Source organism: Achromobacter sp. RW408, assembly GCF_003184165.1.
GTDB lineage: Bacteria > Pseudomonadota > Gammaproteobacteria > Burkholderiales > Burkholderiaceae_B > Achromobacter > Achromobacter xylosoxidans.
Genome location: NZ_QHHO01000047.1, coordinates 560,520 through 587,515, shown reverse-complemented (window position 1 = coordinate 587,515; position 26,996 = coordinate 560,520). Strand labels below are relative to the sequence as shown.

The following is a 26,996-nucleotide window of genomic DNA, read 5'->3' as shown; positions in this document are numbered from 1 at the left end:
CCCATGGCGAGGCCGGCCGCGTCGAACCGCGAAGTACCGATGCACCCGATTCCGTTTGATCAATCGAACACTTCACACGAAGGGGAAAGAGGATGGGCAGGTTGTTTCGTGCAGGGACCGGCGCCGCCGCGGCGTGCGCCGGCGTGATCGCGATGGCGGCAGGCATGGCCGCGCCGGCGGCCGCGGCAACGTGGCCGCAGCGGCCCATTACGCTGATCGTGCCGTTCCCGCCCGGCGGCACCACCGATATCTTCGCGCGCACCATCGCCGAGCACATGCGGCCGGCGCTGGGCCAGTCCATCGTGGTCGAGAACAAGCCGGGCGCCGCCGGCAACCTGGGCGTGGCCGCCGCGGCCCGCGCCCAGCCGGACGGCTACACCATCGTGCTGGGTTCGGTCGGCACCCAGAGCGTCAACCAGTTCCTCTACAGCAACATCGGCTTCAATCCCGCCACCGACCTGGTGCCGCTGGGCATGATCGCGTCCACGCCCAACGTGATGGCGGTCGCGGCCGGCTCGCCGTGGCGCACGCTGCAGGACGTCATGGCCGCGGTGAAGAAAGACCCGGGCAAGTATTCCTACGCCTCGCCCGGCATCGGTTCGTCGGTGCACCTGACCGGCGCCTATTTCGAGTCGATGGCCGGCCTGCAGATGCTGCACGTGCCATTCAAGGGCTCGTCGGCGGCGATTCCCGCGGTGATCGGCGGCCAGGTCGACATCCTGATGGACAACCTGCCCAGCTCGATGGCCGCGCTCAAGTCGGGCGACCGCCTGCGGGGCATCGCGGTCACGTCGGCCGAGCGCAGCCCCGCCGCGCCCGACCTGCCCACCATGGCCGAAGCCGGCCTGCCCGGTTTCGAAGTCACCGCATGGTCGGGCCTGTATGCGCCGCGCGGCACGCCGGCGCCGGTGGTCGACAAGCTGATCGCGGCGATGAAGCAGGCGCTGCAATCGCCGGCCCTGAAGCAGTCGCTGGCGCAAGGCGGCGCCACCCCGGGCAACCTGTTCGGTGCGGATCTGGCGGCCTTCGAGGTGAAGGAGCGTGACAAGTGGGGCAAGCTGATCCAGAGCCGCGGCATCAAGGCGGACTGAGGCGGCCAGGCCGGCCGCGATCTTCCGCAAGCGCCGGCCTGAAGCGCCGGCGGTGCGAGGCCGGGACGGGCCTTCAGGCGGCCAGCGCGAATGCCGCCGGATCGACGGCGGGGCGGCGCCCGCGCATCAGGTCCACCAGCATCCGAGCGCTGCCCGCTGCCAGCGTGAAACCCAGGCCGCCATGCCCGGCGTTCAGCCACAGATTGCGCCACGGCGTGGCGCCGATCAGCGGTTTGCCATCGGGACGCGCGGGGCGCAGGCCGGCCCAGGGCTGCGGCGCGCCAGCGGGATTCAGGCGCGGGAAGAAGCGCGCCACGTCCGCCTCCAGGCTGCCGGTGCGCAGCCGGTCGACGGCCGCATCGGCGGCGCCGATATCGACCATGCCCGCGACCCGCAGCCGCTGCCCCAGCCGCGCATAGACGACCTTGCGGCCGATATCGCTGATGCTCGACATCGGCGCGACGCTGTCGGCCGTCAGGGTGTAGGTCAGGCTGTAGCCCTTGAGCGGATAGATGCGCAGGTCCAGTCCGATGCGGCGCGCCAGCGCCTGGGCGCCTATGCCGCCGGCCAGCACGTAGTTGTCGGCCCGCAGCTCGCCCCGCGGCGTGTCCAGCGCGACGATGCGGCCGTTCTCGCCGCGCAGCGCCGTGACCGGCGTGTCGAAGTGAAAGTCCACCGGGCCGGGCGTGGCGCGCAGCAGCCGCTCCAGTTCCGTGCACAGGCGCAGGCAGTCGCCGGCATCCTCGGTCGGCGTGTAGATGGCGCCGGCGATGCTGGCGCCGATGTCGGCCAGCGCCGGTTCCAGGTCCAGGCAGGCCTGGCGGTCCAGCGCGCGCTGCTCGCAACCGAGCGTGGCCTGGTAGTCCATCTGCGCCAGCGCGCGGCCATAGGCGGCGGCGTCCTGGTACACCAGCAGCTTGCCGCGCGAACTGAAATCGAAATCGGGCCGCTCGCGGCCGACCAGCTCGTGCACGCACTGACGGCTGTAGAGGCCCAGCGCCAGCAGTTCGCGCGTGGTGGCGCGGCTCTTGCCGCGGGTGCAGGCGCGCAGGAAGTCCAGGCACCAGCGCCATTGCGCCGGATCCAGCCGCGGCCGCCAGCGCAGCGGCGTGTCGCGCCCCAGCAGCCAGGCCGGCAGCTTGGGCAGCACGGCGGGGTCGGCCAGCGGCGCGACGAAGCTGTAGCTGAGCTGGGCGCCGTTGGCCCGGCTGGTGGCCAGGCCCGGGCCCGGGCTGGCGTCGACCACGCTGACCCGATGGCCCTCGCGATGCAGGTAGTAGGCGGTGGCCATGCCGACCACGCCCGCGCCGATGACGATTGTGTGCATGATGCTCCGGAAAAGGGGCGGCGTGCGCCGACGACGCCGGATGGCGGGGTTCAGGCAGCCCAGGCGGGCGTCTCGAAACCGGGCGCGGCGCGTTCCGCGCCGCGCAGCAGGCGGCCGGGCCGGGCGCCGGTGGGCGCGCCGCCTTCTTCCACCAATTGGCCGTTGACCAGCACCGCCTGGATGCCGGCGGACGGTTGCAGCGGTTCGGCGAAGGTGGCCAGGTCGGCCACCACGGCCGGGTCGAACACCACCACGTCGGCATAACAGCCGGCGCGCAGCACGCCGCGGTCGCGCAGGCCGAACTGGGCCGCCGTCAGGCTGGTCATGCGGCGGATCGCCTCTTCCATGCCCAGCACCCGCATCTCGCGCACGTAGCGCCCCAGCACCCGCGAGAACGCGCCCCACAGGCGCGGATGCGGCCGCTGGTCGTGCGGCAGGCCGTCGGAGCCGATCATCACGCTGCCATGGCCGATGACGCGCTTGACGTCGTCCTCGTCCATCGAGAAGTAGATGGCGCCGCCGGGCGACAGTTCCTCGGCCAGCCGCTGCGGATCCTTGCCCTCGCGCGCCGCCAGTTCGCGCAGGTCCACGCCCTGGATCTCGGGCCGCGTCTGCGACCAGGTGACGATGATCTTTTCGCCGGCCGGCACGCGGCGCGGCTCCAGGATGGTGGACGAGGCGGCGTAGGGGTAGACGTCCATGCCCAGCGGCTGGTCGGCGCGGGCGCGGTCGAACAGCGCCAGCGTTTCGGCGGTGCGGCCGTGGTTGTGCTTGCCGGTGACCTTGTGGTGCGACAGGATCGCCGGCACGTCGGCGGCGCGGCCGATCAGGAAGGCTTCTTCCATGGCGTCGCAGACGTGGTCGGCCTCGTCGCGCAGGTGGGTGGTGTACAGGCCCTGCCAGGACGCCAGCGGCTCGGCCACCCCGATCACCTCTTCGGTGCTGGCGTGCATCGCGGTGGGGTAGTACAGGCCGGTGGACAGGCCCGCCGCGCCGGCGGCCATGGCCTGGTCCAGCGCATGGCGCATGGCGGCGATCTCGCGCTTGTCGGCGGGGCGGTCCAGGCGCTCCATGGCCGACACCCGCAGGCTGGAATGGCCCACCAGCGCCAGGCTGTTGACCGCCGCCGGGCTGGCGTCGAGGGCCGCGGCGTAGTCCTGCATGCGGGCGTACAGTTCGCCGGTGTGCTGCGCCAGCAGGTTCAATGGCGGCGGCACCGTATCGCCGGGCGCGTGCACGGGCGCCAGGCTGATGCCGCAGTTGCCGGTGACCACGGTGGTGACGCCCTGGCTGACCTTGGGCCGCATCAGCGGCGAGCCGAGCAGGGCGCGGTCATCGTGGGTGTGGCAGTCGATGAAGCCCGGCGCCACCACCCGGCCGCTCGCGTCGATGCGGCGCCGCGCCCGCCAGCCCGAGCCGTCGCCGATGGCGGCGATGCGTTCGCCGTTGATCGCCACGTCGGCGCGGCGCGCGGGGCCGCCCAGGCCGTCGGCGATCAGGCCGCCGCTGATGATGAGGTCGTATTCCTGCGGGTCGGGTTGCGCGGGCATGGGGGTGTCAGGTCTCGGTGTCGGCGGGCGGCCGGGGTTTCTTGCGGCGCGCTTCCAGGTTGGCCAGGGATTCTTGGTTGAGCGAGTCGGGAAAGCCGTGCTTGACCAGGTGTTCGAGCGCGCCATTGATGCGGTCCCAGCCTTCCTGCGTGCGCAGCGGCACGCCCAGGAAGTGGCTTTCGGTCTTGGCGCGCAGCATCAGGTACAGCACGCCCGCCAGCATCACGCTGACCACGGCGGGCGCGTCCATGTCGTCGGTCAGGCCGTCGACGCGGTCGATGAAGCCGCGCGCGGCGCGTTCGCGGCGTTCGGCCAGCGGCGCGGACACCTCGTTGCGTTCGATCAGTTCCCAGCGCCGCACCTCGCGCAGCGTCTCGTTGCCGGCCAGCGCGTCGATCTGCGCGCGCAGCATCGACAGCACCAGTTCGCCGGGGCTGCGCTGGCTGGATTCGTCGGCCGCCAGCAGGCCGGGGTTGCGGGTCCAGAAATCCTGTTCCTGCATCCAGGCCAGCATCAGGCCAGGCATGCCGTCGAAATAGCGGTAGATCAGTTCCTTGCTGACGCCGGCGCGCTTGGCGATGGCGTTGATGCCCACGCCGCCCATGCCGGTTTCCTTGATCTGGTCTTCCAGGGCCTGCAGTATCTGGCGCTCGGTATTCTCACGTCGGGACATTGGCCGGTTCCTTCATGATGAGGAGGGAGCGGGCGGGGTCCGGCAGACCGGACACCCGACCGTCGGCCATGTCCACAACCAGTTCGCTGACGGTATGGCCGATATGCCTGCCATCTTGCCAGACTTCGCTGCCCAGGTAGACGGCATTGGCGCGCCGCCGCGTCGCCGGCAGCGACGGATCGGCCTGTTCGATGCCGGTGACGCGCAGGCGGTCGTCCACCAGCACCCGGTCGCGCGGGCCGGCGCTGATGGCCACGGGCGCGCGCAGGCTCAGGGCGCGGTAGGCGCCGACGCCGCCGGCCAGCAGGTGCCAGGCCAGATCGGCCATGGCCTCGGCCAGGGGCGGGCAGGGGAAGATCGAATTGTGCAGGACCGCCAGCCGGCAGGCGCCGTCGTCGCGCCAGGCCTGTCCCTGGTCGGGCCGGCGCGCCACGCGGGCGCTGTTGCCCCAGGCCAGTTGGCCCGCCGCGGACAGCGCGATCAGGCCGGCGTCGACTTCCGGATGGGCCCGCAGCACCTCGGCCACGGCGACCCCCGCGGCCTCGCCCGCCGCCAGGCGTCGCAGCACGGCCTGGTTCAGCGGCACGCCGTCGGCGCCGGGCCGGTTGGGCAGGCGGTGGCCGGTCACCAGGCCGACGCCGTCGGCGCCGGGCAGGAACTGCGCCAGCGGTTCGGGGCGGTCGGGGCCGCTTTCGATCAGGGCGGCATGGCGCGCCCGCAGCCAATCCGGCGGCAGGTCCAGCGCGGTCACGCCGCCGCGCTGGACGGTCGCGTGCCGCGCGCGGCCCTGCTCGTCCAGCACCGCGAACACGGCGAAGCCGCCGATGGCGCCGTGTCCCAGCAGCTCGGCGCCCAGGGCGGCGGCGCGTACCGCCGCGCCGGCGTTCGGTCCGTAAGCCGCGATGCCGATGGTCATGCCTGGTTCCTAGTCCGTGTTGCTCGTCACGGGATCGACGATGTTCAGGTTGGTGATGAAGCGCTGGAACAGCATGGCCAGCGCCAGCGGCGGCAGGGCGGCCAGCATGCTGGCGGCGGCGAACAGCCCCAGGTCGGCGCGAAAGCCCGGCATCAGCGGCGACAGGCCCAGCAGCGCCGCTGACAGCGTCTGCGCCGAGGTGCCGCCGGTCAGCACGATGGCGAACAGCAGGTCGTTCCAGCCCACCAGGAAGGCGATGATGAAGGCCGCCGCGATGCCCGGCAGCGCCATCGGCAGCGTCACGTGCCGCAGCATCTGCCAGCGGGTGCAGCCGTCCATGCGCGCGGCCCGTTCGATCTCGACCGGCAGCGAGGCGAAATAGCCCATCAGCACCCACGACAGCAGCGGGATCACGGCGGTCAGGTAGACGATCCACAGCCCGAGCAGGCTGCCGGCCAGGCCGATGGCGGCGAAGAACACGTAGTAAGGAATCAGCAGCGCGATCGGCGGCAGTGTGCGCGAGGCCAGCAGCACGTACAGCAGCGGTCCCTTGAACGGAAACTCGAAGCGCCCCAGCACGTAGCCGGCCAGCGTGGCGATGGCGGTGCCGGCGGCCGCGGCCGGCAGCGCCACCAGCGCGCTGTTGACGAAGCCGGCCATGATGGCGCGGGTCTGGCCGCCGAAGATCGAATCGGAACTGGACAGGCCCAGCACCCGCAGGTAGTTCTCGAAGGTGTAGCCGCCCGCATGGTGCGCCACGCCCATGATGATGGCCGACTCGTCCATGAACGAGGCCTTCAGCGTCCAGTACAGCGGGAACAGGCACCAGAACGCCACCAGGGCCACGCCCGCGCCCACCAGCCAGGGACGCCAGCCTTCGCCGGCCACGCGGGCCGCGTCATTGCGCATGGTTGCCTCCTTGCGGGCGCTTCTTGCGGATCAGCATGAAGTAGGCGGTGGCCAGCAGCAGCGACAGCACCGTCAGCAGGAACGCGGCGGCCGAGGCCAGGCCGTACTTCGAGAACTCGAAGTTGTAGCGGAAGATCAGCAGCGGCAGGATCTGCGTCGACGTGCCGGGCCCGCCGCGCGTCAGCGAAAACAGCAGGTCGAACTGGCGCACGGCCTCCACCGTCATCACCACCAGCACGATCAGCGTGGTGTGCTTCAGGTGCGGCAACGTGATGTGCCGCAAGCGCGCCAGCGGACCGGCGCCGTCCACCCGCGCGGCGCGGTACAGGTCGCGCGGAATGGTCTGCAGCGCCGCCAGGTAGAAGAAGCTGCCCAGCGGCGCGACGTGCCAGACGAAGGCCAGCGCCACCCAGAACAGGGCCCAGTCGCTGCTCAGCCATACCGTCCCCGGCCCGGCCAGTCCGAGCGGCGCCAGCAGTCCCGTGAGCGCGCCGAAGCTGGGGTTGAGCAGGAACGAGAACACCGTCGCCGTCACCACCTGCGACATGGCCCACGGCAGCAACGCCAGGCCGCGCACCAGGCCGCGCAGCGGCATGTCCTCGTTCAGCACCAGGGCGATGCCCAGCGCCGCCACGAACGAGCCGGCCACGCACATCGCCACGAAGCCCAGGCTGCGCCAGATGGCGTCGGTGACGGCGTTGTCGGACAGCACCTCGGCATACAGGTCGGCGCCGACGAATTCCTGGGTCCGCAGTATCGCGTTGGTGTCGTGCAGGCTGAGCCAGAATGAATAGCCCAGCGGCACGCCGATGATGAGGGTGTTGAGCGCGTACACCGCGATGATCACCGTGAGCGCGAAGCCCAGGTCCGACATCTCCTTGCCGCCGGGGGCGGGCAGCGGCACGGACGCGCGCGGCAGGCTGGCGGCGCTCATGCGCGCGGCTCCTCGCCGCCATGGACCCGCAGGCCGGTGGCGTCGAACAGGTAGAGGCGGGCCGCGGGCAGCGCCAGCGCGATCGGCGCGCCGACTTCGTAGCGCCGTTCCGGCGACAGGCGGGCGCGCAGGCGCGGGCCGTCCTCGCCGGCGGTGATGATGTCGACGAACTGGTCCGATCCGACCGGCTCCACCGCCCACACCTGGCCTTGCAGCAACAGGCCGTCGCCGGCCAGCGGCGCCGGCGCCATGGCCTCGGGGCGGATGCCGATCGCCGCCTGGCTGCCCGCCGGCAGCCGGCGCGCGGCGGCCGCCAGCGCGGCGGGCAGCGGATAGGCGCCGCCCGTGGTGCGCAGCGCCGGCGCGCCGTCGTGCGTCTCCAGCGTGCCGCGCAGGAAGTTCATGCCGGGGTTGCCGATGAAGTCCGCCACTTCCATGGTCGCGGGGCGACGGTAGATGGTGTCCGGGTCGGCGAACTGCAGCAGGTTGCCGCCCGACATGACGGCGATGCGGTCCGCCAGCGTCATGGCCTCGACCTGGTCGTGGGTGACGTAGATGAAGGTCGCGTTCAGGCTGCGGTGCAGGCGCTTGAGCTCGACCCGCATGTCGGTGCGCAGCTTGGCGTCCAGGCTGGACAGCGGCTCGTCGAACAGGAACAGGTCGGGGTCGCGCACCACCGCGCGGCCGATGGCCACGCGCTGGCGCTGCCCGCCCGACAGCTGGTAGGGCTTGCGGTCCAGCATCGATTCCACCCGCAGCAGCGCGGCCGCCCGCTCGACCTTGCCGCGCACTTCGGCGGCCGGCAGCTTCTGCATGCGCAGCGGAAAGCCGATGTTCTCGCGCACCGTCATGTGCGGATACAGCGCGATGCTCTGGAACACCATGGCCACGTTGCGCCGATGCGGCGGCACCTGGTCCACGCGCCGGTCGTCGATGCGGATCTGGCCGCCGGTGGGCGTGTCCAGGCCGGCGATCATGTTCAGCGTGGTGGTCTTGCCGCAGCCCGATGGCCCCAGCAGCACCACGAATTCGCCGTCGCGGATGTCCAGGTCGAGCGAGCGCACTGCCTGGAAGTGGGTATATGACTTCTCGATGCCTTGCAGGGAGACGCTGGCCATGTCATCAGCTCCGCTTGAGGATCTTGGCGTACTTCTTGTACAGGCCGTCCCAGCGCGCGCGCAGCTCGGTGGCCACTTGCGCGGGCGTGCGGGTGCCCTTGATCAGCATGTCCTGCGCGATCATCTCATGCATGCCGGTATCCCATTCCTGGTACCAGGGGGCCTTCAGGATATTGGCGGCCACGGCCTTCTCGCGCCCCTCGAACAGCCATTGGTAGACCTGCTCCCGATGCGCCGGGTACATCCATTTCATGATGGCGGCGCGGCTTTCGGGATCGCGGTAAAGCTCGGGAAAGGGCACTTCCAGGTTGGCCTTGGCGATCCAGTTCTTGTGCGTGGTCAGTTGCCCGGCGCGGTCGCGGTAGCCGAAGTACTTCACCAGTTCCCACAGCGCGGCCTGCTCGGCGTCGCTGCGCTTGCGCGTCGACATGCACAACAGCGCATGCCCCACCAGCACGGTGTCGTGGGTGGCGCCCGGCACCACTGGGTTGTAGCTGGAGTATTCGGCGATCTGGCTCTTGGCGGGATCGTTGTAGTTGAAGCTGTAGTAATCGATGTTCAGGTGGAAGGCGTGCTGGCCCTTCATCCAGGAACTGGAGGTCTCGGTGCCCGACCACGTCAGCACGGCGCGCTGCACCAGTTCATCGTCCCACCAGCGCTTCCAGTCGCTCAGCACCTTGGTCAGCGGCGTGTCGGGGCCGAAGGTCGCGCGCAGCTCGCCGTCGACGAAGCGCTCGCCCTCGGCGAAGCATTGCGCGATCAGGGCCCATGGCAGGCCGGTCCAGGCGTTGTACCAGGGCATCAGCATCGGGTGCTGCGCCAACCCTTTTTGCTTGATTTCGCGCGCCTGCTTTTCGACCGTGGCCCAGTCCCGCGGGTAGTCGGCGGCGTTGGCGGTGCCGCCGTAGCCTGCCTCGCCCAGCATCTTCTCGTTGCGGAACAGCGCATAGGGGCCGCCGTTGTAATAGGTCAGGCCGAGGTAGCGGCCGTCGGTGGCCTTGGCGTCCTCGACGATGCCGGGGAACATCTGCTTCTGGATGTCCGCCAGCCCGGACATGTCGTCGATCGGGCGGATCCAGCCGGCCGCGTACCAGCGCGAGGCCTGGCCGCGCTGCGCATAGAACATGTCCAGCGGCGCCTTGGCGGCCAGTTGGGTTTCCAGCACGGCGGCGTAGTCGCCGGGAATCGGCGACAGATTCACCGGCACGCCGCTTTCCTGCGTGAAGCGGGCGGCGCCCTGTTGCACGATCTCGCTGCCCCAGGGCCAGAAGGCGAAGGTCAGCGGCGAGGCGGCCTGTGCCAGCGCCCGCAGGGGCCAGCCGCCGGCCGCCAGCCCGGCCGCGCCGGCCAGGCTGGCGGCGCCGCGCAGGATGAAGTCGCGACGCTGGGCGTCGGCCGGAACCGGGTTGGGGCGGCCATCGGGATGGAGGGGCTGGGGCATGCTGGACTTCCTTGTGGTGGGATCGACGACAAAGAAACGGTGCAGCAAAAGCGATGAAGCGGGATGGCGGCGCGATGGCGCCAGCGAGCGGGCGTCGGGATGTTGAACCGGTTGCTCCGCCTCGCGTTCGACGAGCTGGCCATCCGAAGTGACCATGTGGTCACATCAGTAGCGAAGATAGGACCTGGCCACCTTTCGCGGCAAGGGGGGAGTTTCCCTAGGACGTAAAAAACCGGCGCGGCGCGCCGGTCATGGGCAGGGCGGCGGACCGGCGATCCTGCCTGCGCCGTCCGCGTCAGATCAGGCCGCGAATGCCGGCGATGCCGTGCGCGCCGTGGCGCAGGGCCTGCGAGACGGTCTGAGTGGATTGCCCGCCGAGCGCGAAGACCGGGATGCCGGCGTCGCGGTTGCCGGCGACGAAGCCGTCCCAGCCCAGCGTCGGCGCGCCGGGGTGAGAGGGCGTGTCCAGCACCGGGCCGAGCACGGCGAAGTCCGCGCCCAGCTCGCGCGCATGCACCACCTGGGCGTTGTCGTGCGCCGAGACGCCGACCAGGGCGCCTGCCCGCAATTCGGGGCGCGAGGTCAGCCTTGCGGCGTCGGCGCTGCGCAGGTGCACGCCGTCGGCCTCGCGCCACCAGGCGGCTGGATGGGCGCTGTTGGCCAGCACGCGGGCGCCGGCGGCACGGCAGCGCTTGACGATCTGCTGCAGCGCCTCGTGCAGCGAGGCCGAGGCCGGGCCGTCGGGCCACTGCGGTTCACGCAGTTGCACCAGCCTGACGCCGCGCGCCAGCGCCGCGTCCAGCCGGCCCAGGAACGCCGACAGGCCGGCGCGCGAGCCGATCGAACTGATGCCATAGGCGGTCGGCAGCTGCAGCCAGCGCAGCGGCGGCAGGGTGGCGGGCAGCAGGTCGCCGACGGACGCGGCGTTGGCCGGGTCGACCCATTCCAGGCGCTGGTTCTCCAGGCTGCGCGGCTCGCCTTCCCAGCCGGTGACGTGGCAGAACGCCAGGCGCACCGTGGTGTGCGGGTAGGCGTGCACGTAGGTCACCCACGGGCGAGATTGCGTCACGCGGATGCCGATCTCTTCCTGCAGCTCGCGCGCCAGCGCCTGCAGCACGGTCTCGCCGGGTTCGAGCTTGCCGCCGGGCAGCTCCCACCAGCCCGACCAGGGCTTGCCTTCGGGGCGTTGCCCCAGCAACAGCATGCCGTCCGGACGCAGGATCAGGCCGGCGGCGACATCGATGATTTTGTCAGACATGGCGGGCAGCCCAGTCACGGGCGAATTGATAGGCGACGCGTCCCGAGCGCGAACCGCGCTCGATCGTCCACTGCAAGGCCTCGGTGCGCGAGGGCTCGATCTGCGCTTCGGGGCAGCCCAGCTCGCGCAGCCAGTGGTAGACGATATCGAGGTAGTCGTCCTGCTTGAAGGGATAGAACGACAGCCACAGGCCGAAGCGCTCGGACAGCGAGATCTTCTCCTCGACGGTTTCGCCGGGGTGGATCTCGCCGTCGGGCTGGTGCTTGGCCTGCAGGTTCTCGCTCATGTATTCCGGCATCAGGTGGCGCCGGTTGGAGGTGGCGTAGATCAGCACGTTGTCGCCCGAGGCGGCCACCGAGCCGTCCAGCACGGACTTGAGCGCCTTGTAGCCGGCCTCGCCTTCCTCGAACGACAGGTCGTCGCAGAACACGATGAAGCGCTCGGGGCGCGCGGCCACCAGCTCGACGATGTCGGCCAGGTCGCCCAGGTCGGACTTGTCGACCTCGATCAGGCGCAGGCCGCGTTCGCCGTAGGCCGCCAGCATGGCCTTGACCAGCGAGCTCTTGCCGGTGCCGCGGGCGCCGGTCATGAGCACGTTGTTGGCGGGCTTCTTCTCGATGAACTGCACGGTGTTGCGGTCGATGATGCCCTTCTGGCGCTCGATGTGCTGCAGGTCTTCGAGTTCGATGCGGGCCACGTGGCGCACGGCGTCGAGCCAGCCGCGCGAACCGCGCTTGCGCCAGCGGAACGCGTGGGCGTTCCAGTCGATGTCGGGAGGGGCGGGCGGCAGCCAGGCTTCGAGCTGGGCCAGGACGCGCTCGGCGCGCTGGATGAGGGTGGTGAATTCGGTCGCGGTCACGGTGTGATCCTGGAAGAGCGAACGGGCGGGCCCGGCACCGGGCCCGCGTCGCATTCGCGGGCATCGTCGGAAGAAGAGGGCGCGTATCCCGCCGCAAGGCGTCGTGGGGACGCGCGCCGCTCAACGGTTGTCACCTGCCGGGGACCGCGGTGGTGCCACGGATTCCCCGGGGGCAGTGACCGGCGATGGGTAAGGCGCAGCCACTGGATTTCATTGCTGCCGCCATCCCGCGAGGCCCGGCGCGCAACTGAACGCCGTCGCTTCGCGCCCGGGGTCAGCCGGGCGGATGGCGGGTCTTGATCAGGAACGGTAGTCGGCGTTGATCGACACGTACTCGTGCGAGAAATCGCAGGTGTAGACGGTGTCGCTGACCTGGCCGCGGCCCAGCGCGATGCGCACGGTGATCTCGGCCTGCTTCATCACGCGCTGGCCATCGGCCTCCTGGTAGGCCGGGTTGCGGCCGCCGTCCTTGGCCACCAGCACGTCGTCGAGCCACAGGCGGATCTTCGACACGTCCAGGTCGTCGATGCCGGCATAGCCCACGGCGGCCAGGATGCGGCCCAGGTTGGGGTCCGAGGCGAAGAAGGCGGTCTTGACCAGCGGCGAATGGGCCACGGCGTAGGCCACCTTGAGGGCTTCCTCGGTGTTGCCGGCCTCTTCGACGCGGATGGTCATGAACTTGGTGGCGCCTTCGGCGTCGCGCACGATCTTCTGCGCCAGTTCCAGCGCGGCGGCGGTCAGGGCCTCGCGCACGGCGGCGTAGGCGGCGTCGGATTCGGCATTGACCTCGACGCCCGACTTGCCGGTGGCGACGATGATGAACGAGTCATTGGTGGAGGTGTCGCCGTCCACGGTGATGCGGTTGAACGAGGCGTCGGCGATCTCGACCGCCAGCTTGCGCAAGAGCGGCTGGGCGATGCCGGCGTCGGTGGCCAGGAAGCTCAGCATGGTCGCCATGTTGGGGCGGATCATGCCGGCGCCCTTGCTGATGCCGGTGAAGGTGACGGTCTTGCCGCCGATCTGGACGCGGCGCGACGAGATCTTGGGCAGCGTGTCGGTGGTCATGATGCCGTGCGCGGCGCTGGACCAATGGTCGGCGCCCAGGTTGGCGATGGCGCCCGGCAGGCCGGCGAACAGGCGGTCGAGCGGCAGCGGCTCCAGGATCACGCCGGTCGAGAACGGCAGCACCTGGGCGGCGGGCACGCCCAGCAGGCGGCCGAGTTCGGCGCAGGTGTCCTGGGCCTTCTTCAGGCCCTCGGCGCCGGTGCCGGCGTTGGCGTTGCCGGTGTTGATGACCAGCGCGCGGATCGGGCCGCCGTCGGCCAGGTGGGCCTGGCAGACCTGCACGGGGGCGGCGCAGAAGCGGTTGCGGGTGAACACGCCGGCCACGCTGCTGCCTTCGGCCAGGCGGAATACGGTCAGGTCGCGTCGGTTGGCTTTGCGGATGCCGGCCTCGGTGACGCCGATTTCAACGCCGGCAACAGGGAAAATTTCGGACTCGGAGGGGATCTGCAGGTTAACGGCCATGACTTCGTCTCATGAATGAGCAGGACGGAATCGCCGCCAGGGCAAGGCGGCGCGCGGGGGAAAGCTTCGTATTATCCCACTGCTTTGCGACAGCCGGCCGCGGCCGCCCGAAAGCCGGCTGTCAGGGGGCGGTGCGCATGGCGGCCACGTCCAGCACGCCGGCCTCGCGGTTGGACAGGATGGCGCGCACGCGGCCGTCCGGCGCCTGCAGCACCGACATGCCGGCCGCGATTTCCTTGCCGTCGGCCTGGCGCGCCGAGCGCCCGCGCGAGGGCGAGAACAGCAGGTCGCCGGGCTGCACGCCGGGCACCCGCGGGCCGGCCGTCAGCATGCGGGTGCCGGTGGGGTAGGTGATGCCGCCCAGCGCGCTTTCGCGGCCCAGCAGGCCCTCGAACGCCAGCAGGCGGCGCTGGGCATCCAGCGTCATGTCGACTTTCAATAGCGGCATGCCGGCCACCGTCAGCGGTTCGCTGCCTTCGGCGCGCAGCAGCCAGCGGGGCGCGGGGCTGGCGGGATCGGGGGCGCTGCCGCGCGCCGCCTCGTCGACCTTGAGCCAGGCGCCGGGCGGAACCGGCTGCTGGTTCAAGCTGTTGCCGATGGCCAGGTGGCAGCTGGAAAAGCGCGGCTGGCCGCTCTGCATGACGAATTCGACCCGGTGGCCGTGGGCGCAGAGCCAGCCGTCCAGCGCCTGGTCGCGGTCGAGCTCGACGGACAGGCTCTCGGGCTGGCGGCTGGTGGCCGGGTAATGGAACAGGCGGGTGGCGCGCACGCCCTGCACGGTCGCCGGCTGGCCGTCCGGGAAGGTGGCGCGGTCGAACGAGGCCGGGTCGCCAGGCGTGGCCAGCCGCAGCGCCGTGCCGGTCGGCATGTCGACGCCGGCCAGCCGGGTGGGCTGGGCCAGCACCAGGTTCAGGCTGGCGCCCAGGCGCGCGTCGCGCTGGGCGGCCAGCCACTGGCCCAGTTGCTGGTAGGGAAAGATGCCGCCGACCAGGGCCAGCAGCGCCATCAGGATCGTGCCGCCGCGGCGATGGTCGCCCAGCCAGAGGCGGGCGCCGCGGCTGGTGGCCAGGACGGCCAGCCAGGTCAGCAGCGTGGACAGGCAGGCCAGCGAGACCGCCATCAGCACGTAATAATTACCGCCAGGGAGAGATACCGGAATCATGGCGGCAATTATGCGCCAAAGCGTTGCCGTTTTTTGAGGCTGGCGCCGCGTCCGGGCGACGCTGGTGCGCCGTCGGTCGGCGGGCGGCGCCGGGCGCGGCTCGGACCCGCTCAGTCCTTGGCGTTGGCCGAGCGGGTGGCGATGACCTGCAGCTTCAGTTCGCCAAGCGCCTGGAACAGGGCGTTGCGGCTGCCTTCGGGCAGTTCGCCGAACATGGACTTGACCCACGACTCGTGCGCCCGGGCCATCCTGGCGAAGCTCTTCCTGCCCTGCGGCGTCAGCTTGATGAGCGAACTGCGGCGATCGGACTCGACCTTGGTGCGCACCACCAGGCCTTCTTTTTCGAGTTGGTCGGTGATACCGGTAATATTGCCGTTGGTGACCATCATGTGGCGCGACAATTCGCCCATCTTCATGCCCTTGGGGGCGCGCTGCAATTGCGCCATCAGGTCGAAACGGGGCAGGGTGGTGTCGAATTCGTTGCGCAGCCGGCTGCGGATCTCGCCTTCGATGAGATTGGCGCAGGTCAGCATGCGCAGCCACAGGCGCAGCGCGTGGTGATCGTCGGGGGCGGCGCGGGATTCCAGGTCGGGGGCGTCTGTCATGGTCGGGAGGTTACCGGGAATGCGTGGAGAGGTCTGTATTCGTGAGTCACTGGTAAAAACCCTAGACTTGTTTTGCCGGATACTTTAAACCTAAACTATGAACCACGCCAGTTCTCCCCTTGCCGTACCACGGGATCGGCTGCTGCGGGCGCCGGTCTGACGCGCCGCCTGAACGGGCCGGCAGGCCGGGCATAGAAGTCCTTCGAATCGCAATCCCAGAAAAACACCCTCTGCGCGGCTCGCGCACGGAGCACACCACCATGCGTTTCATCACTTCCCTCGTTGCCGCCGCCGCGTTGGTTCCGGCACTGGCGCATGCCGATCCGGTCAAGGTCGGCATCGCGAATGACATTTCCGGCCCGTTCTCGGCCCTGGGCGCCGAAGCCCGCGACGGCTTCAACCTGGCCATCAAGCAACTGGGCAGCAAGCTGGGCGGCCAGCCCGCCGAATTCCTGCAGACCGACATGGGCGGCAACCCGGACCAGGCGCGCCAGTTGGTGACGCGCTACATCCAGCGCGACAAGGTCGATTTCTTCACCGGCCCGATCGGCTCGAACGTGGCGCTGGCCGTCGGCCCCGCGCTGTTCGCCGCCAAGGTGCCGTACCTGTCCAACAACCCGGGCCCCAGCCAGTTCGCCGGCGCCCAGTGCAACAACTACTGGTTCGGTTCGTCCTACCAGAACGACGCCTTCCACGAAGCCGCCGGCAAGGTCGCGGCCGACCGCGGCTTCAAGAAGATGTTCATCATGGCCCCGGACTACCCGGCCGGCAAGGACGCGCTGGCCGGCTTCAAGCGCGGCTACAAGACCGCCCCGGGCGACGAGGTCTACACCAAGCTGGGCCAGATCGACTACGCCGCCGAAATCGCCCAGATCCGCGCCGCCAAGCCGGACGCGGTCTACATCTTCCTGCCGGGCGGCATGGGCATCAACTTCGTCAAGCAGTTCGTGTCGGCCGGCCTGTCGCAGAGCGTCAAGCTGATCGGCCCGGGCTTCTCGGCCGACGAGGACGTGATCCAGGCCGTGGGCGAGCCGATGCTGGGCATGTACAACACGGCGCAGTGGGCGCATGACCTGGACGTGCCGCAGAACAAGGCGTTCGTCGAGGCCTTCCGCAAGGAATACAACGGCCGCTACCCGTCGGTGTACGCCGCCCAGGCGTATGACGTCATCATGGCCATGGACGCCGCCGTCAAGCAGGCCGGCGGCAAGGCCTCCGACCGCGACGCCATCGTCAAGGCGCTGGCCAAGGCCGACTACCCCTCGGTGCGCGGCAGCTACACCTACGGCAAGAACCACTACCCGATCCAGGCCTACTACCTGCGCGTGGTCGACAAGGACGCCAGCGGCCGCATCACCAACAAGCTGGTCGGCAAGGTGTTCGACAAGTACCAGGACGTCTACGTCGGCGACTGCAAACTATAAAAGGCGGCGGGACGCGTAAAGCGTCGCGGCTACACGATGTAGCCCGACCCTGCGGGGTCGCGCGGATCCGGCTTCACCGGTCCGTCGCGACGCCCCTTGAGGGGCAAGCGCGCAGCGCTGCGGGGGCGGGTCTACAGCAGAGGGGATTTTTCATGACGTTCACGCTCATCGTCGAGCAATTGCTGAACGGTCTGCAGTTTGGGTTGATGTTGTTTCTGATCGCGGCCGGGCTGACCCTGGTGTTCGGCATCATGGACATCATGAATCTGGCGCACGGCTCGCTCTATATGGCAGGCGCCTATGTCGCCGCCGAAACCATGCAGCGCACGGGGTCCTTCACCGCCGCCGTGCTGGTGGCCGCCGTCGCCACCGGCCTGGTCGGGGTGGCGCTGGAACTGACGCTGATCCGCCGCCTGGCGCTGCGTGACCACCTGGCGCAGGTGCTGGGCACCTACGCCGTCATCCTCATCGCCAATGACCTGGTCAAGATGATCTGGGGCCCGGCCCCGGTCATGCTGAACATGCCGGCACTGCTGTCCGGGCCGGTGCGCCTGCTGCCCGACCTGCTGTATCCCGCCTACCGCCTGATGATCATCGTCTTCGGCGTGGCCTCGGCCGTCGGGCTGTACTGGTTCGTGACGCGCACCCGCGCCGGCGTGCTGGTGCGTGCCGGCGCCTCGAACCGCCAGATGGCCACCCTGATGGGCGTGCGCGTGCCGCTGCTGTTCCTGGGCGTGTTCGTGCTGGGCGCCATGCTGGCGGCCGTGGCCGGCGCGCTGCTGGGCCCGATCACCTCGGTGCAGGTCGGCATGGGCGAGGAAATCCTGATCCTGGTGCTGGTGTGCATCGTCATCGGCGGCATCGGCTCGATCCGCGGCGCCTTCGTCGGTGCGCTGCTGGTGGGCATGGTCGACACCGCCGGGCGCGCTTTCCTGCCGATGCTGCTGCGCCAGGTGTTCTCGCCCGCGGTCGCCTCCAGCGTCGGCCCGACGCTGGCGGCCATCGCCATCTACGTGCTGATGGCGGCGGTCCTGGTGTTCCGGCCTTCCGGCCTGTTTCCGGCGCGAGGCTGATGATGCGGACTGCTTCGATCCTCTGGACCCTGGCCCTGCTGGCCGCGCTGGCGGCGTTCCCGCTGGTGGCGCCGGCCCTGGGCCTGGATTTCTATATCTCCTTCGTGCGCCGCGTGCTGATCTACGCGCTGGCCGCCACCAGCCTGAACCTGATCCTGGGCTACGGCGGCATGGTGGCGCTGGGCCACGCGGCCTTCTTCGGCGCCGGCGCCTATGCGGTCGGCATCCTGGCGATGTCGGGCGTGACCTCGGCGTTGGTGTCGTGGCCGGTGGCGATGCTGCTGGCGGCGCTGCTGGCCTTCATCACCGGCGCGATCTCGCTGCGCACCCGTGGCGTGTACTTCATCATGATCACGCTGGCGTTCGCGCAGATGCTGTTCTACATCTTCATCTCGCTGCGCCAGTACGGCGGCGAGGACGGCCTGAACCTGCCGGGCTACTCGTCGCTGCCGGGCATCGACCTGGCCAACGACGTGGCGTTCTACTACCTGGTGCTGGTGATCTTCGCCGTGATGATGTGGCTGTTCGGGCGGGTGACGCTGTCGCGCTTCGGCACCGCGCTGCAGGGCATCCGTGAAAACGAGTCGCGCATGGAATCCATGGGCTATCCGGTCTACCGCATCAAGCTCACGGCCTTCACGCTCAGCGGCGCGGTGGCCGGGCTGGCCGGCGCGCTGCTGGCCAACCACAACCTGTTCATCTCGCCCAGCCTGATGCACTGGACCCAGTCGGCCAATCTGCTGATCATGGTGCTGGTGGGCGGCATCGGCCTGCGCTACGGCGGCGTGGCCGGCGCGGTGGTGATGCTGGTGCTGGAGGAAGTGCTGCGCCAGTGGACCGAATACTGGCACCTGCCCCTGGGCGTGCTGCTGCTGTGCGTGGTGTTCGGCGCGCCGCGCGGCCTGGTGGGCCTGCTCGGCCCGCTGTTCGGCGGTCGCGCCGCCACGCAAACCGGCAAGGCGGGATCATGAACCGGACGCATACCCCCACGCAGGCGCCCGCCCTGCAGGCCAGCAACCTGATGCGCCGCTTCGGCGCGCTGGTGGCCACCGACAACGTCTCGATTTCGTTGAACCCGGGCGAGATCCACGCCCTGATCGGCCCCAACGGCGCCGGCAAGTCGACCCTGATCCACCTGCTGTCCGGCACGCTGGCGGCCGATTCCGGTTCGCTGGCCGTGGACGGCCGCGACGTCACCGCCATGAACGCGCACCAGCGCGTGGCGGCGGGCCTGTCGCGCTCGTACCAGATCACCAACATCTTCAAGCAGTCCAGCGTGCTCGACAACCTGGTGCTGGCGGCGCAGGCCCATGCCGGCAGCAGTTTCCGCTTCTGGAAGCCGCGCGCCGCCGAGTCGGCCCTGTACGAGCAGGCCCGCGAACTGGCGCGCGAATGCGCCATCGACGCCAGCCTGCTGGGTCGCGCCGCCGGCACCCTGCCGCATGGCGAACAGCGCAAGGTCGAGTTCGCGCTGGCCCTGGCCGCGCGGCCGCGCGTGCTGCTGCTGGACGAACCCATGGCCGGCATGGGGCCCGACGAGACCCTGCGCCTGACCGACCTGATCGAATCCCTGCGCGGCCGCGCCGCCATGCTGCTGGTCGAGCACGACATGCAGGCGGTGTTCCGGCTGGCCGACCGCATCTCGGTGCTGGTCTACGGCCGCGTGATCGCCACCGGCACGCCGGACGAGATCCGCGCCAACCCGGACGTGCGCCAGGCCTATCTGGGTGACGACGAGACGGCGCCCGCGCGCCAGGAGACTGCCTGATGCTCAGCATTGAATCGGCCCAGAGCGGCTACGGCGCCAGCCAGGTGCTCTTCGGCGTGGACCTGCAGATCGGCGCGGGCCAGGTGGTGACGCTGCTGGGCCGCAACGGCATGGGCAAGACCACGCTGCTGCGCACCCTGTTCGGCCAGCTGCCGCTGCGCGGCGGCAGGATCCATTTCGCCGACCAGGACATCAGCGGCTGGAGCCCGGACCGCATCGCCCGCACCGGCATGGCCATCGTGCCCGAGGGGCGCCAGTGCTTTCCCAACCTGACGGTGCGCGAGCACCTGACGGCCTTCGTGGCCGCGCGCAATCCCGCCATCGGCGAGCCGTGGACGCCCGAGCGCGTGTTCGAACTGTTCCCGCGACTGGGCGAACGCGCCCGCAACATGGGCAACCAGCTCTCGGGCGGCGAGCAGCAGATGCTGGCCATCGGCCGCGCGCTGGTCACCAACCCGCGCCTCTTGATCCTGGACGAGGCCACTGAGGGCCTGGCGCCCAAGATCCGCGAAGAGATCTGGAACTGCCTGGCGCGCCTGCGCCAGGCCGGCCAGACCATCCTGGTGATCGACAAGTACGTCGAGCGCCTGTTGAGCCTGGCCGACCGCCACGTCATCCTGGAACGCGGCAAGGTGGTCTGGACGGGCGACTCCGCGGCGCTCGATGCCGACCGCGGCCTGTGGGAACGCTACCTGGGCGTGTAGCGCGAAAGCCGCAAATGCGGCGCGGGCCGCGGTGTTTCTTTCGATATAAAATAAAACGCAATAAACGCGAGGTTCGTCCGGATCGGCCGGAAATAGGCTGACCTTTGGCAAATCCGCGTGTTTACGCCTGTTTCCATTCATCCCGTGGTTCTCTACACTTAGCGCGCCGTGCGTACCGCGTGGATGCGTCACGTCTTAACAAGCTGTCAGGGAAGACTTCGCATGGCGAAATGGGGTTTGCGCAAAAAATCATTGATGGCGCTGTTGCTGGCCTGCCTGGTCGCGCTGGCGCCGGCCGCGCTGATCGGCTGGCAGGTGCTGGACGGCGTGCGCGATCACTTCGGCCGCGCCTTCGCCGACAACTTCACGCAGCTGAACCGCCAGCGCATCCTGGCGCCGGTGTCGCGCGAGCTGGCGCTGTCGCAGCGGCTGGCCGACAGCGAGGTCACGCGCCGCTGGCTGCGCAATGAAAGCGACCCGGCCGCGCGCGAACTGTTCTTCCGCGAGGCCGACGGCTACCGCCGCGACCTGCTGGGCCGCGCCTATTTCATCGCCAGCGCCGCCACCGGCCATTACTACTTCAACGACGACCAGCCGCTGTCGGAAGCGCCGCGCTACACGCTCAGTCGCCAGGCGGCCGACGACGGCTGGTTCTACAACTCGCTCAAGGCGGGCGCGCGCTACAACATCAACGTCAATCCGGACCTCAAGCTCAAGACCACGCGGGTCTGGATCAACGTGCAGGTGCGCGACGGCGACAAGGTCATCGGCCTGACCGGCGCCGGCCTGGACGTGGGCGGCTTCCTGCGCGACTTCGTCAACAGCGGCCAGCCCGGCGTGACGCCCATCATCGTCGACGAGGATGGCGCGATCCAGGCGCACATGGATCCGACGCTGATCGCCTACAACTCGGGCGCCAGCGGCACGCAAGGGGCCAGCGGCCGCGGCATGGTGTTCAACCTGCTCGACCCCGGCAGCGGCCGCGACGAACTGCGCTCGGCATTGCATGCGGCCCAGGCCGACCCGCAATCGGTGCAGTCGGCCTGGGTCTCGATCGACGGCGTGCGCCAGCTGGTGTCGGTGGCCTACATGCCCGAGCTGCACTGGCACGTGCTGACGGTGGTCGACCTGGGCGCGGCCCGGGTGCTGGACACCGATTGGCTGTGGCCGGCCGCCATCGGCCTGGTGCTGCTGTTCGCGGCCCTGCTGCTGTGCTTCGGCTATGCCATCGAGCGCCTGATGCTGCGGCCGCTGCGCCGCCTGCAGCAATCGGCCCGCGCCATCGCCAACGGCAGCTACGACGTGCGCCTGCCGCCGGGCGGACAGGACGAGATCGGCGACCTGAGCCGCGCCTTCGGCGTCATGGCCGACAAGGTGCGCCAGCACACCGCCGAGCTCGAGAGCAAGGTGCGCGAGCGCACCTCCGAGCTGGAGGACGCCAACCGCGCCATGGCCGCCGCGCACAAGAAGATCGGCGATTCCATCGACTACGCCAGCCTGATCCAGCGCGCCATCCTGCCCGACCGCCAGCTGACGCAGTCGCTGGGCGCCCACCACTTCGTGCTGTGGAAGCCGCGCGACGTGGTCGGCGGCGATTTCTACGTGTTCCGCTCGGACGGCGCCAACTGCCTGCTGGGCATCATGGACTGCGCCGGCCACGGCGTGCCGGGCGCGCTGATGACCATGCTGGCGCGCGCCGCCATCGACCTGGCGATCACCGAGGCCGGCCCGGCCGATCCGGCCGGCATCCTGACGCGCACCGACAGCGCCATCCGCGCCATGCTGGCCGACGCCCAGCTGCCGCGGGCGCTGGCCACCAACACGGACGCGGGGCTGGTATATATTGACCGCCAATCCGGCAGCTTGCGGTATGCCGGCGCCAAGATCAGCCTGTACGCCAGCGACGGCGAGACCCTGCGCGAAGTGCCCGGGGGCAAGCGCGCGCTGGGCGACAAGCGGATCGGGACTTACCAGAACATCGAATTGCGCATGGAGCCGGGTTGGACCTATTACCTGGCGACCGACGGCTTCCTGGATCAGGCCGGCGGCGAGCATGGCTTCGGTTTCGGCAACACGCGTTTCGCCGAAATGCTCAAGAGACACGCGCGGCAGCCGTTAACCGACCAGGCGGCGGCCTTTACCGAGGCCCTGGCCCGGTACCAGGGCGAGATGCCGCAGCGCGACGACATTACCTTGCTGTCTTTCCGTTTCGAATAATCGTTATCAGGGCGGTAACTCCCATGAATGCCTCCGATCTCTACGCATTGGGCGAGCGGTTCGACCAGAATCGCACGCTGTTGTGCTTCAACGGGCCGATCTCCCGCAGCCTGATCGAGGAAATCGGCAATGCGCTGAAGAACTACCTGAACGCCGAGCATGCGCGGCCGGCCGAAGCCATGGACGTGTTCTCGGTGTATATCGAGATGATCCAGAACATCCGCCAGTACGCCGCGCAGAACGGCGACGCCGACGCCGCCGCCACCGTGGTCATCGGCCGCCGCGACGAGAGCCGCTACGTGGTCTCCGCCGGCAACCTGGTCAAGGCCGAGGACGGCCACAACCTGGTGGCCCGCATCCAGCAGCTGGCCGCGCTGGACAAGGCCGCCCTGAAGGCCGAATACAAGGCCCAGCTGCACAAGCCGCGCACGCCCGGCGTGGCCTCGGGCGCGGGGCTGGGCCTGATCGATATCGCCCGCCGCGCCGGCGCGCCGCTGGAAGCCAGCCTGACGCCCGCGGCGGGCGAGGGCCGGGCCTTCTTCAGCCTGAGCGTCGTGATCTGACCGCGCCCGCGAGCCATAGACCCTTTTCGGAGTTATTGATGAAAGACCTGAACATTCCCGGGACCCAGTCCACGCCCGCCATCACCGCCGACGCCGCCGCCGGCGTGCTGGCGATGCGCGGCGACTCCTACCCGGAGAATTCCTTCGAACTGTTCGGCCCCGTCATCGAGTGGGTGGAAGCCTACCTGCTCAACGGCACGGCGCCGCTCAACCTGGAACTGGAGCTGCTGTACCTGAACACCAGCAGCATCAAGTCCGTGATGGACATCTTCGACCTGCTGGAAGCCGCCCACGCCAAGGGCCGCGGCGTCAGCGTGACCTGGTTCTACGACATGCGCAACGAGCGCGTCGGCGAGCTGGCCGAGGAATTCAAGGAAGACTGCACCTTCCCATTCTCGGTCGTCGGCCGCCAATGAAGCCCGGCAACGCCGAGCTGGACGAACGCATCGCCGCCTTGCTGGCGGATCCTGCCTACGCCGGGCATCCGTTGCGCGAGGCCTTGCAGGACCTGTGGCGCCACACCGCCGAGCAGATGTCGCGGATCGAACGCATCACGCACCTGTCGGACGCCTACCAGTCCATGGCGCACCAGCGCGAAATGGGGCTGTGCGAGCAGTTCGACCGCCAGCTGCGGCGACTGGCGCGGATTGCGCGCATCTCCGACCACTACCAGAACATGATGCGCGACCTGAACGCGACGCTGGAAGAAACGTCGCGCCGCGATCCGCTGACCGGATTGCTGAACCGCCGCGCCCTGATGGAGCTGATCAAGCAGGAAGTGCAGCGCGCGGCCCGCGGCGGCCAGGCTTTCGTGGTCGCCATGCTCGACGTCGACCACTTCAAGGCGGTCAACGACCGCTACGGCCACGAAGTCGGCGACCGCGCCCTGGTCGAGCTGGCCGGCGCGATGCGCCACAGCGTGCGTGAATACGACCTGTGCGGCCGTTGGGGCGGCGAGGAATTCCTGGTGCTGCTGCCGGCCACGCCGCCGGAAACGGCGCAGGGCGTGATGGACCGGCTGGTCGGCGCGGTGCGCGCCCTGGCCATCGATGTCGGCGCCGACGTGCTGCGCCTGACGGTCAGCATCGGCATGGCCTATCACCAGCTCGGAGAAACCTTTTCAGAAACGCTCAGCCGGGCGGACCAGGCCTTGTACCTGGCCAAGCAGGACGGACGCGACCGCGTCGCGCTTGGATTCCCCCGGCGCTGAATGAACCCGGAGCCGCTGTCTTCCGGTATGGAGCCCCTTATGCTTGATTCTCATCCAGGCGGTTCGAGCGTGGCCCCGCAGGGCGCCGCGTGGCAGGTGGGCAACTATCTGGCGACGATGGACCGGGCACTGCTGCTGTTCGACTTCGATGCCGCCGGCTCCCTCCTGAACGCGAACGACAACTTCCTGGCCGCGCTCGACTATTCCCGCGCCGATGTGGCCGGATTGCGCCACGACCTGCTGTGCGACAGCATGGACGAAGGCAAGGGCATCGCCAGCGCCGAGCAGATCTGGGCGCGGCTGCGTCGTGGCGAGTTCTTCTCGGGCACCTGCCGCTATCGCAAGCGCAGCGGGACCTCGGTGTGGATCGAGGCCACTTATCTGCCGATGCGCGACGAAAGCGGCGAGGTCCGCCGCATCGCGGTCATCTCGCGCAAGTCCATCGCCGACGCCGAGCGCCAGGAGGAAATCCGCCTGCTGCTGCTGGGCATCAACGAAACCGGCAACGCCGTGGCCGTGTCGGGCCGCGATGGCCGCATTGTCTACGTCAACGACGGCTTCCAGCGCATGCTGGGCTTCTCGCGCGCCGACGCGCTGGAGCAGGAGCTGGGCGAACTGCTGGCCGGCGGCCGGCCCGACGGCGGCACGCGCGAGGAACTGGACCGCCGCATCGCCTGCCGCGAGGGCTATCACAAGGACGTGCTGGTGTATGACCGGGGCGGCAAGCCGCTATGGGTGTCGGTCATGGCCAATTCCGTGTTCGACGAACGCGGATCGCTGGTCAACATCGTCGACGTGTTGACCGACATCACGCCCACCAAGGTGCACGAGGTGCTGCAACGGCGGGTGCTGCAGGCCATGGTCAACGAGGCCTCGGTGGTGGAAGTGATGAACATGGTCTGTCGCGAGGTCGAGCGCCTGGCGCCCGAGGTCGCGGCCACGGTGCTGCGGGTCGACGAGGCCGGCAAGCTGCGCCCGCTGGCCGCGCCCAGCATGCCGCCCGCCTACGCCGACGCCCTGGACGGCGAGGCCATCGGGCCGCAGGCGGGCGCCTGCGGCACGTCGGCCTTCCTGGGGCGCCCGGTGATCGTGCCCGACATCGCCACCGACCCGCTGTGGGACAACTACCGCCACTTGCCGCTGCCGGAGGACATCAAGGCCTGCTGGTCCTCGCCGATCAAGTCGAGCGACGGTCGCGTGATCGGCACGTTCGGCTTCTACTTCCGCGAACGCCGCCTGCCGGACGATTTCCATCATCGCCTGGTCGACGTATGCGTGTACCTGTGCGCGCTGGCGCTGGAGCGCGAAGAGGCCCGCGCCCGCATCCGCCAGCTGGCGTTCTACGACGAACTGACCGGCCTGCCGAACCGCAACCTGCTGCTGGCCCAGGCCGAACAGGCCATCGCCCGCGCCGAGCCCGAGCGCAAGCGCGTGGCGGTGCTGTTCCTGGACCTGGACCGCTTCAAGCAGGTCAACGATACGCTCGGCCATCCCATCGGCGACGCGCTGCTGCGAGACATCGCCCAGCGCCTGCGCCGCCTGGCGCGCGCCACGGATATTGTCGGCCGCCTGTCGGGCGACGAGTTCGTGATGCTGATGCCCGATTTCGAGCATGGCCGCCTGACGGCCGCCGCCGAGCACATCCTGGTGTCGCTGTCGCATCCCTTCGTGGCGGGCGGCATCACGCTCAATCCGTCGGTGAGCATCGGCATCAGCGTGTTCCCGGAGAACGGCCGCGACATGGACACGCTGCTGCGCCACGCCGACATGGCGATGTACCAGGCCAAGACAGCCGGGCGCAACCGCATTTCGTTCTTCAGCGCCGAGATGAACCGCCAGGCCCAGGAACGCCTGGCGCTGGAAGCGGCATTGCGCGATGCGCTCGAGGGCCGCGCGTTGCGGCTGCACTACCAGCCGCAGGTGGGGCTGAAGAATGGCAGCCTGTATGGCGTGGAGGCGCTGGCCCGCTGGCGCCATCCGACGCTGGGCGATATTTCGCCGGCCCGGTTCGTGCCGCTGGCCGAGGAGTGCGGGCTGATCGGCGACCTGGGCGACTGGGCGGTGCGCGAGGCCTGCTCGCAGCTGTCGATCTGGCGCAACAACGGGTTGCGGGTGCCATCGGTGTCGGTGAACCTGTCGGCGACCAATTTCCACAACCTGAACCTGCCGCGGATGATCGCGGCGACGCTGGCCGAGTTCGGGCTGGCGGCGTCGGACCTGATGCTGGAGATCACCGAGGGCGTGGTGCTCGACGCCACGGCGGGCACGCTGCGCACGATCGCGGAGCTGCACCGCCTGGGGGTGCGCCTGTCGATGGACGATTTCGGCACGGGCTATTCCAGCCTGGGGCATTTGCGGCGCTTGATCGTGGACGAACTGAAGCTGGACCGCAGTTTCGTCCAGGGGCTGGAGAGCGATGACGCGGCCCGGGCGCTGACGAGCGCGGTGATCCGGATCGGGGAGAGTCTCAGCCTGCCGGTGGTGGCAGAGGGGATCGAGAATGAGGAGCAGCGGCGCTTCCTGATCGAGCAGGGGTGCGCGGCGGGGCAGGGGTTTCTGTTTTCGCCGCCGTTGCCGGCGGGGGATCTTGAGGAGTGGCTGCGGGCTAGGGGGTGAGCGGTTTTTTTGCTTGCTTGCGTCGAAGTTGGGTTCTTGAGTCGCGCGTGT

24 protein-coding genes are annotated in these 26,996 nt (G+C 69.5%); 11 read left to right on the top strand and 13 right to left on the bottom strand.

Annotated elements, in window-relative coordinates:
- Positions 1–92: 92 nt before the first annotated feature.
- Positions 93–1,091: a tripartite tricarboxylate transporter substrate binding protein gene (locus DK459_RS18830; RefSeq protein WP_006386946.1), complete on the top strand. Its 999-nt coding sequence runs from the start codon at positions 93–95 to the stop codon at positions 1,089–1,091.
- Between the two features lie 73 nt (positions 1,092–1,164).
- On the opposite strand, the gene DK459_RS18825 is transcribed toward DK459_RS18830, so the two are convergent.
- From DK459_RS18825 to DK459_RS18765, 13 genes are all read right to left on the bottom strand, one after another.
- A complete protein-coding gene (locus tag DK459_RS18825; protein WP_060720755.1) occupies positions 1,165–2,418 on the bottom strand; it encodes a D-amino acid dehydrogenase in 1,254 nt (417 codons plus the stop codon).
- A gap of 50 nt (positions 2,419–2,468) precedes the next feature.
- Positions 2,469–3,968 (bottom strand): amidohydrolase family protein, encoded by a 1,500-nt coding sequence (locus DK459_RS18820; RefSeq protein WP_054443780.1) that lies wholly within the window; start codon positions 3,966–3,968, stop codon positions 2,469–2,471.
- Positions 3,969–3,975: 7 nt separating this feature from the next.
- Positions 3,976–4,641, bottom strand: a complete 666-nt coding sequence (locus DK459_RS18815) for a TetR/AcrR family transcriptional regulator (RefSeq protein WP_024067639.1) — start codon at positions 4,639–4,641, stop codon at positions 3,976–3,978.
- Positions 4,628–5,557, bottom strand: coding sequence for a hypothetical protein (locus tag DK459_RS18810; RefSeq protein WP_054483583.1), 930 nt, complete (start codon positions 5,555–5,557; stop codon positions 4,628–4,630). The genes DK459_RS18815 and DK459_RS18810 overlap by 14 nt, the downstream gene beginning before the upstream one ends.
- 9 nt (positions 5,558–5,566) lie before the next feature.
- Positions 5,567–6,466: a carbohydrate ABC transporter permease gene (locus DK459_RS18805; protein WP_054473506.1), complete on the bottom strand. Its 900-nt coding sequence runs from the start codon at positions 6,464–6,466 to the stop codon at positions 5,567–5,569.
- Complete coding sequence (locus DK459_RS18800) at positions 6,456–7,400, bottom strand: carbohydrate ABC transporter permease (protein ID WP_233256824.1); 945 nt, start codon at positions 7,398–7,400, stop codon at positions 6,456–6,458. Before DK459_RS18800 ends, DK459_RS18805 begins: the two co-directional genes overlap by 11 nt.
- Positions 7,397–8,518: an ABC transporter ATP-binding protein gene (locus DK459_RS18795; RefSeq protein WP_110134973.1), complete on the bottom strand. Its 1,122-nt coding sequence runs from the start codon at positions 8,516–8,518 to the stop codon at positions 7,397–7,399. The genes DK459_RS18800 and DK459_RS18795 overlap by 4 nt, the downstream gene beginning before the upstream one ends.
- A 4-nt stretch (positions 8,519–8,522) precedes the next feature.
- Positions 8,523–9,959, bottom strand: coding sequence for an ABC transporter substrate-binding protein (locus DK459_RS18790; protein ID WP_070542698.1), 1,437 nt, complete (start codon positions 9,957–9,959; stop codon positions 8,523–8,525).
- A 295-nt stretch (positions 9,960–10,254) separates the two neighbouring features.
- Positions 10,255–11,217: a Nudix family hydrolase gene (locus DK459_RS18785; protein WP_110134972.1), complete on the bottom strand. Its 963-nt coding sequence runs from the start codon at positions 11,215–11,217 to the stop codon at positions 10,255–10,257.
- Positions 11,210–12,076 carry an ATP-binding protein gene (locus DK459_RS18780; protein ID WP_054439257.1) on the bottom strand — a complete coding sequence of 289 codons (867 nt, stop codon included), beginning with the start codon at positions 12,074–12,076 and terminating at the stop codon, positions 11,210–11,212. The genes DK459_RS18785 and DK459_RS18780 overlap by 8 nt, the downstream gene beginning before the upstream one ends.
- A 300-nt stretch (positions 12,077–12,376) precedes the next feature.
- On the bottom strand, positions 12,377–13,603 hold the full coding sequence (gene argJ / locus DK459_RS18775; protein ID WP_024067645.1) for a bifunctional glutamate N-acetyltransferase/amino-acid acetyltransferase ArgJ: 1,227 nt from the start codon (positions 13,601–13,603) through the stop codon (positions 12,377–12,379).
- 121 nt (positions 13,604–13,724) lie between these two features.
- A complete protein-coding gene (locus DK459_RS18770; protein WP_110134971.1) occupies positions 13,725–14,765 on the bottom strand; it encodes a hypothetical protein in 1,041 nt (346 codons plus the stop codon).
- Between the two features lie 110 nt (positions 14,766–14,875).
- On the bottom strand, positions 14,876–15,370 hold the full coding sequence (locus tag DK459_RS18765; RefSeq protein WP_006388545.1) for a MarR family winged helix-turn-helix transcriptional regulator: 495 nt from the start codon (positions 15,368–15,370) through the stop codon (positions 14,876–14,878).
- Positions 15,371–15,630: 260 nt separating this feature from the next.
- Here DK459_RS18765 and DK459_RS18760 point away from each other — a divergent pair, with 260 nt between their 5' ends.
- The 10 genes from DK459_RS18760 (at position 15,631) to DK459_RS18715 (ending at position 26,945) form a co-directional block, all read left to right on the top strand.
- On the top strand, positions 15,631–16,794 hold the full coding sequence (locus DK459_RS18760) for an ABC transporter substrate-binding protein (RefSeq protein ID WP_006388546.1): 1,164 nt from the start codon (positions 15,631–15,633) through the stop codon (positions 16,792–16,794).
- A 152-nt stretch (positions 16,795–16,946) separates the two neighbouring features.
- Positions 16,947–17,867, top strand: a complete 921-nt coding sequence (locus DK459_RS18755; protein ID WP_006388547.1) for a branched-chain amino acid ABC transporter permease — start codon at positions 16,947–16,949, stop codon at positions 17,865–17,867.
- Positions 17,867–18,838: a branched-chain amino acid ABC transporter permease gene (locus DK459_RS18750; protein WP_370445603.1), complete on the top strand. Its 972-nt coding sequence runs from the start codon at positions 17,867–17,869 to the stop codon at positions 18,836–18,838. The genes DK459_RS18755 and DK459_RS18750 overlap by 1 nt, the downstream gene beginning before the upstream one ends.
- Positions 18,835–19,635: an ABC transporter ATP-binding protein gene (locus DK459_RS18745; protein WP_110134970.1), complete on the top strand. Its 801-nt coding sequence runs from the start codon at positions 18,835–18,837 to the stop codon at positions 19,633–19,635. The genes DK459_RS18750 and DK459_RS18745 overlap by 4 nt, the downstream gene beginning before the upstream one ends.
- A complete protein-coding gene (locus DK459_RS18740; protein ID WP_006388550.1) occupies positions 19,635–20,339 on the top strand; it encodes an ABC transporter ATP-binding protein in 705 nt (234 codons plus the stop codon). The genes DK459_RS18745 and DK459_RS18740 overlap by 1 nt, the downstream gene beginning before the upstream one ends.
- 222 nt (positions 20,340–20,561) lie before the next feature.
- On the top strand, positions 20,562–22,556 hold the full coding sequence (siaA, locus tag DK459_RS18735) for a biofilm regulation protein phosphatase SiaA (protein ID WP_024067650.1): 1,995 nt from the start codon (positions 20,562–20,564) through the stop codon (positions 22,554–22,556).
- Between the two features lie 23 nt (positions 22,557–22,579).
- Entirely contained in the window at positions 22,580–23,119 is a 540-nt protein-coding gene (gene siaB, locus DK459_RS18730) for a biofilm regulation protein kinase SiaB (protein ID WP_006388552.1), read from the top strand.
- Positions 23,120–23,157: 38 nt separating this feature from the next.
- A complete protein-coding gene (gene siaC / locus DK459_RS18725) occupies positions 23,158–23,535 on the top strand; it encodes a biofilm regulation phosphoprotein SiaC (RefSeq protein ID WP_006388553.1) in 378 nt (125 codons plus the stop codon).
- Positions 23,532–24,329: a biofilm regulation diguanylate cyclase SiaD gene (siaD, locus tag DK459_RS18720; protein WP_006388554.1), complete on the top strand. Its 798-nt coding sequence runs from the start codon at positions 23,532–23,534 to the stop codon at positions 24,327–24,329. The genes siaC and siaD overlap by 4 nt, the downstream gene beginning before the upstream one ends.
- Before the next feature lie 39 nt (positions 24,330–24,368).
- The gene (locus DK459_RS18715; protein ID WP_006388555.1) at positions 24,369–26,945 is read left to right on the top strand and encodes an EAL domain-containing protein; all 2,577 of its coding nucleotides are present in this window, start codon (positions 24,369–24,371) and stop codon (positions 26,943–26,945) included.
- Positions 26,946–26,996 lie beyond the last annotated feature (51 nt).

Coding starts and splice junctions, on each gene's coding strand:
- DK459_RS18795 (WP_110134973.1), bottom strand. CDS start 8,518: ATGGCCAGCGTCTCCCTGCAAGGCATCGAGAAGTCATATACCCACTTC.
- DK459_RS18830 (WP_006386946.1), top strand. CDS start 93: ATGGGCAGGTTGTTTCGTGCAGGGACCGGCGCCGCCGCGGCGTGCGCC.
- DK459_RS18740 (WP_006388550.1), top strand. CDS start 19,635: ATGCTCAGCATTGAATCGGCCCAGAGCGGCTACGGCGCCAGCCAGGTG.
- DK459_RS18800 (WP_233256824.1), bottom strand. CDS start 7,400: ATGAGCGCCGCCAGCCTGCCGCGCGCGTCCGTGCCGCTGCCCGCCCCC.
- argJ (WP_024067645.1), bottom strand. CDS start 13,603: ATGGCCGTTAACCTGCAGATCCCCTCCGAGTCCGAAATTTTCCCTGTT.
- siaD (WP_006388554.1), top strand. CDS start 23,532: ATGAAGCCCGGCAACGCCGAGCTGGACGAACGCATCGCCGCCTTGCTG.
- DK459_RS18765 (WP_006388545.1), bottom strand. CDS start 15,370: ATGACAGACGCCCCCGACCTGGAATCCCGCGCCGCCCCCGACGATCAC.
- siaA (WP_024067650.1), top strand. CDS start 20,562: ATGGCGAAATGGGGTTTGCGCAAAAAATCATTGATGGCGCTGTTGCTG.
- DK459_RS18815 (WP_024067639.1), bottom strand. CDS start 4,641: ATGTCCCGACGTGAGAATACCGAGCGCCAGATACTGCAGGCCCTGGAA.
- DK459_RS18760 (WP_006388546.1), top strand. CDS start 15,631: ATGCGTTTCATCACTTCCCTCGTTGCCGCCGCCGCGTTGGTTCCGGCA.
- siaB (WP_006388552.1), top strand. CDS start 22,580: ATGAATGCCTCCGATCTCTACGCATTGGGCGAGCGGTTCGACCAGAAT.
- DK459_RS18750 (WP_370445603.1), top strand. CDS start 17,867: ATGATGCGGACTGCTTCGATCCTCTGGACCCTGGCCCTGCTGGCCGCG.
- siaC (WP_006388553.1), top strand. CDS start 23,158: ATGAAAGACCTGAACATTCCCGGGACCCAGTCCACGCCCGCCATCACC.
- DK459_RS18820 (WP_054443780.1), bottom strand. CDS start 3,968: ATGCCCGCGCAACCCGACCCGCAGGAATACGACCTCATCATCAGCGGC.
- DK459_RS18805 (WP_054473506.1), bottom strand. CDS start 6,466: ATGCGCAATGACGCGGCCCGCGTGGCCGGCGAAGGCTGGCGTCCCTGG.
- DK459_RS18770 (WP_110134971.1), bottom strand. CDS start 14,765: ATGATTCCGGTATCTCTCCCTGGCGGTAATTATTACGTGCTGATGGCG.
- DK459_RS18790 (WP_070542698.1), bottom strand. CDS start 9,959: ATGCCCCAGCCCCTCCATCCCGATGGCCGCCCCAACCCGGTTCCGGCC.
- DK459_RS18785 (WP_110134972.1), bottom strand. CDS start 11,217: ATGTCTGACAAAATCATCGATGTCGCCGCCGGCCTGATCCTGCGTCCG.
- DK459_RS18755 (WP_006388547.1), top strand. CDS start 16,947: ATGACGTTCACGCTCATCGTCGAGCAATTGCTGAACGGTCTGCAGTTT.
- DK459_RS18745 (WP_110134970.1), top strand. CDS start 18,835: ATGAACCGGACGCATACCCCCACGCAGGCGCCCGCCCTGCAGGCCAGC.
- DK459_RS18825 (WP_060720755.1), bottom strand. CDS start 2,418: ATGCACACAATCGTCATCGGCGCGGGCGTGGTCGGCATGGCCACCGCC.
- DK459_RS18715 (WP_006388555.1), top strand. CDS start 24,369: ATGCTTGATTCTCATCCAGGCGGTTCGAGCGTGGCCCCGCAGGGCGCC.
- DK459_RS18810 (WP_054483583.1), bottom strand. CDS start 5,557: ATGACCATCGGCATCGCGGCTTACGGACCGAACGCCGGCGCGGCGGTA.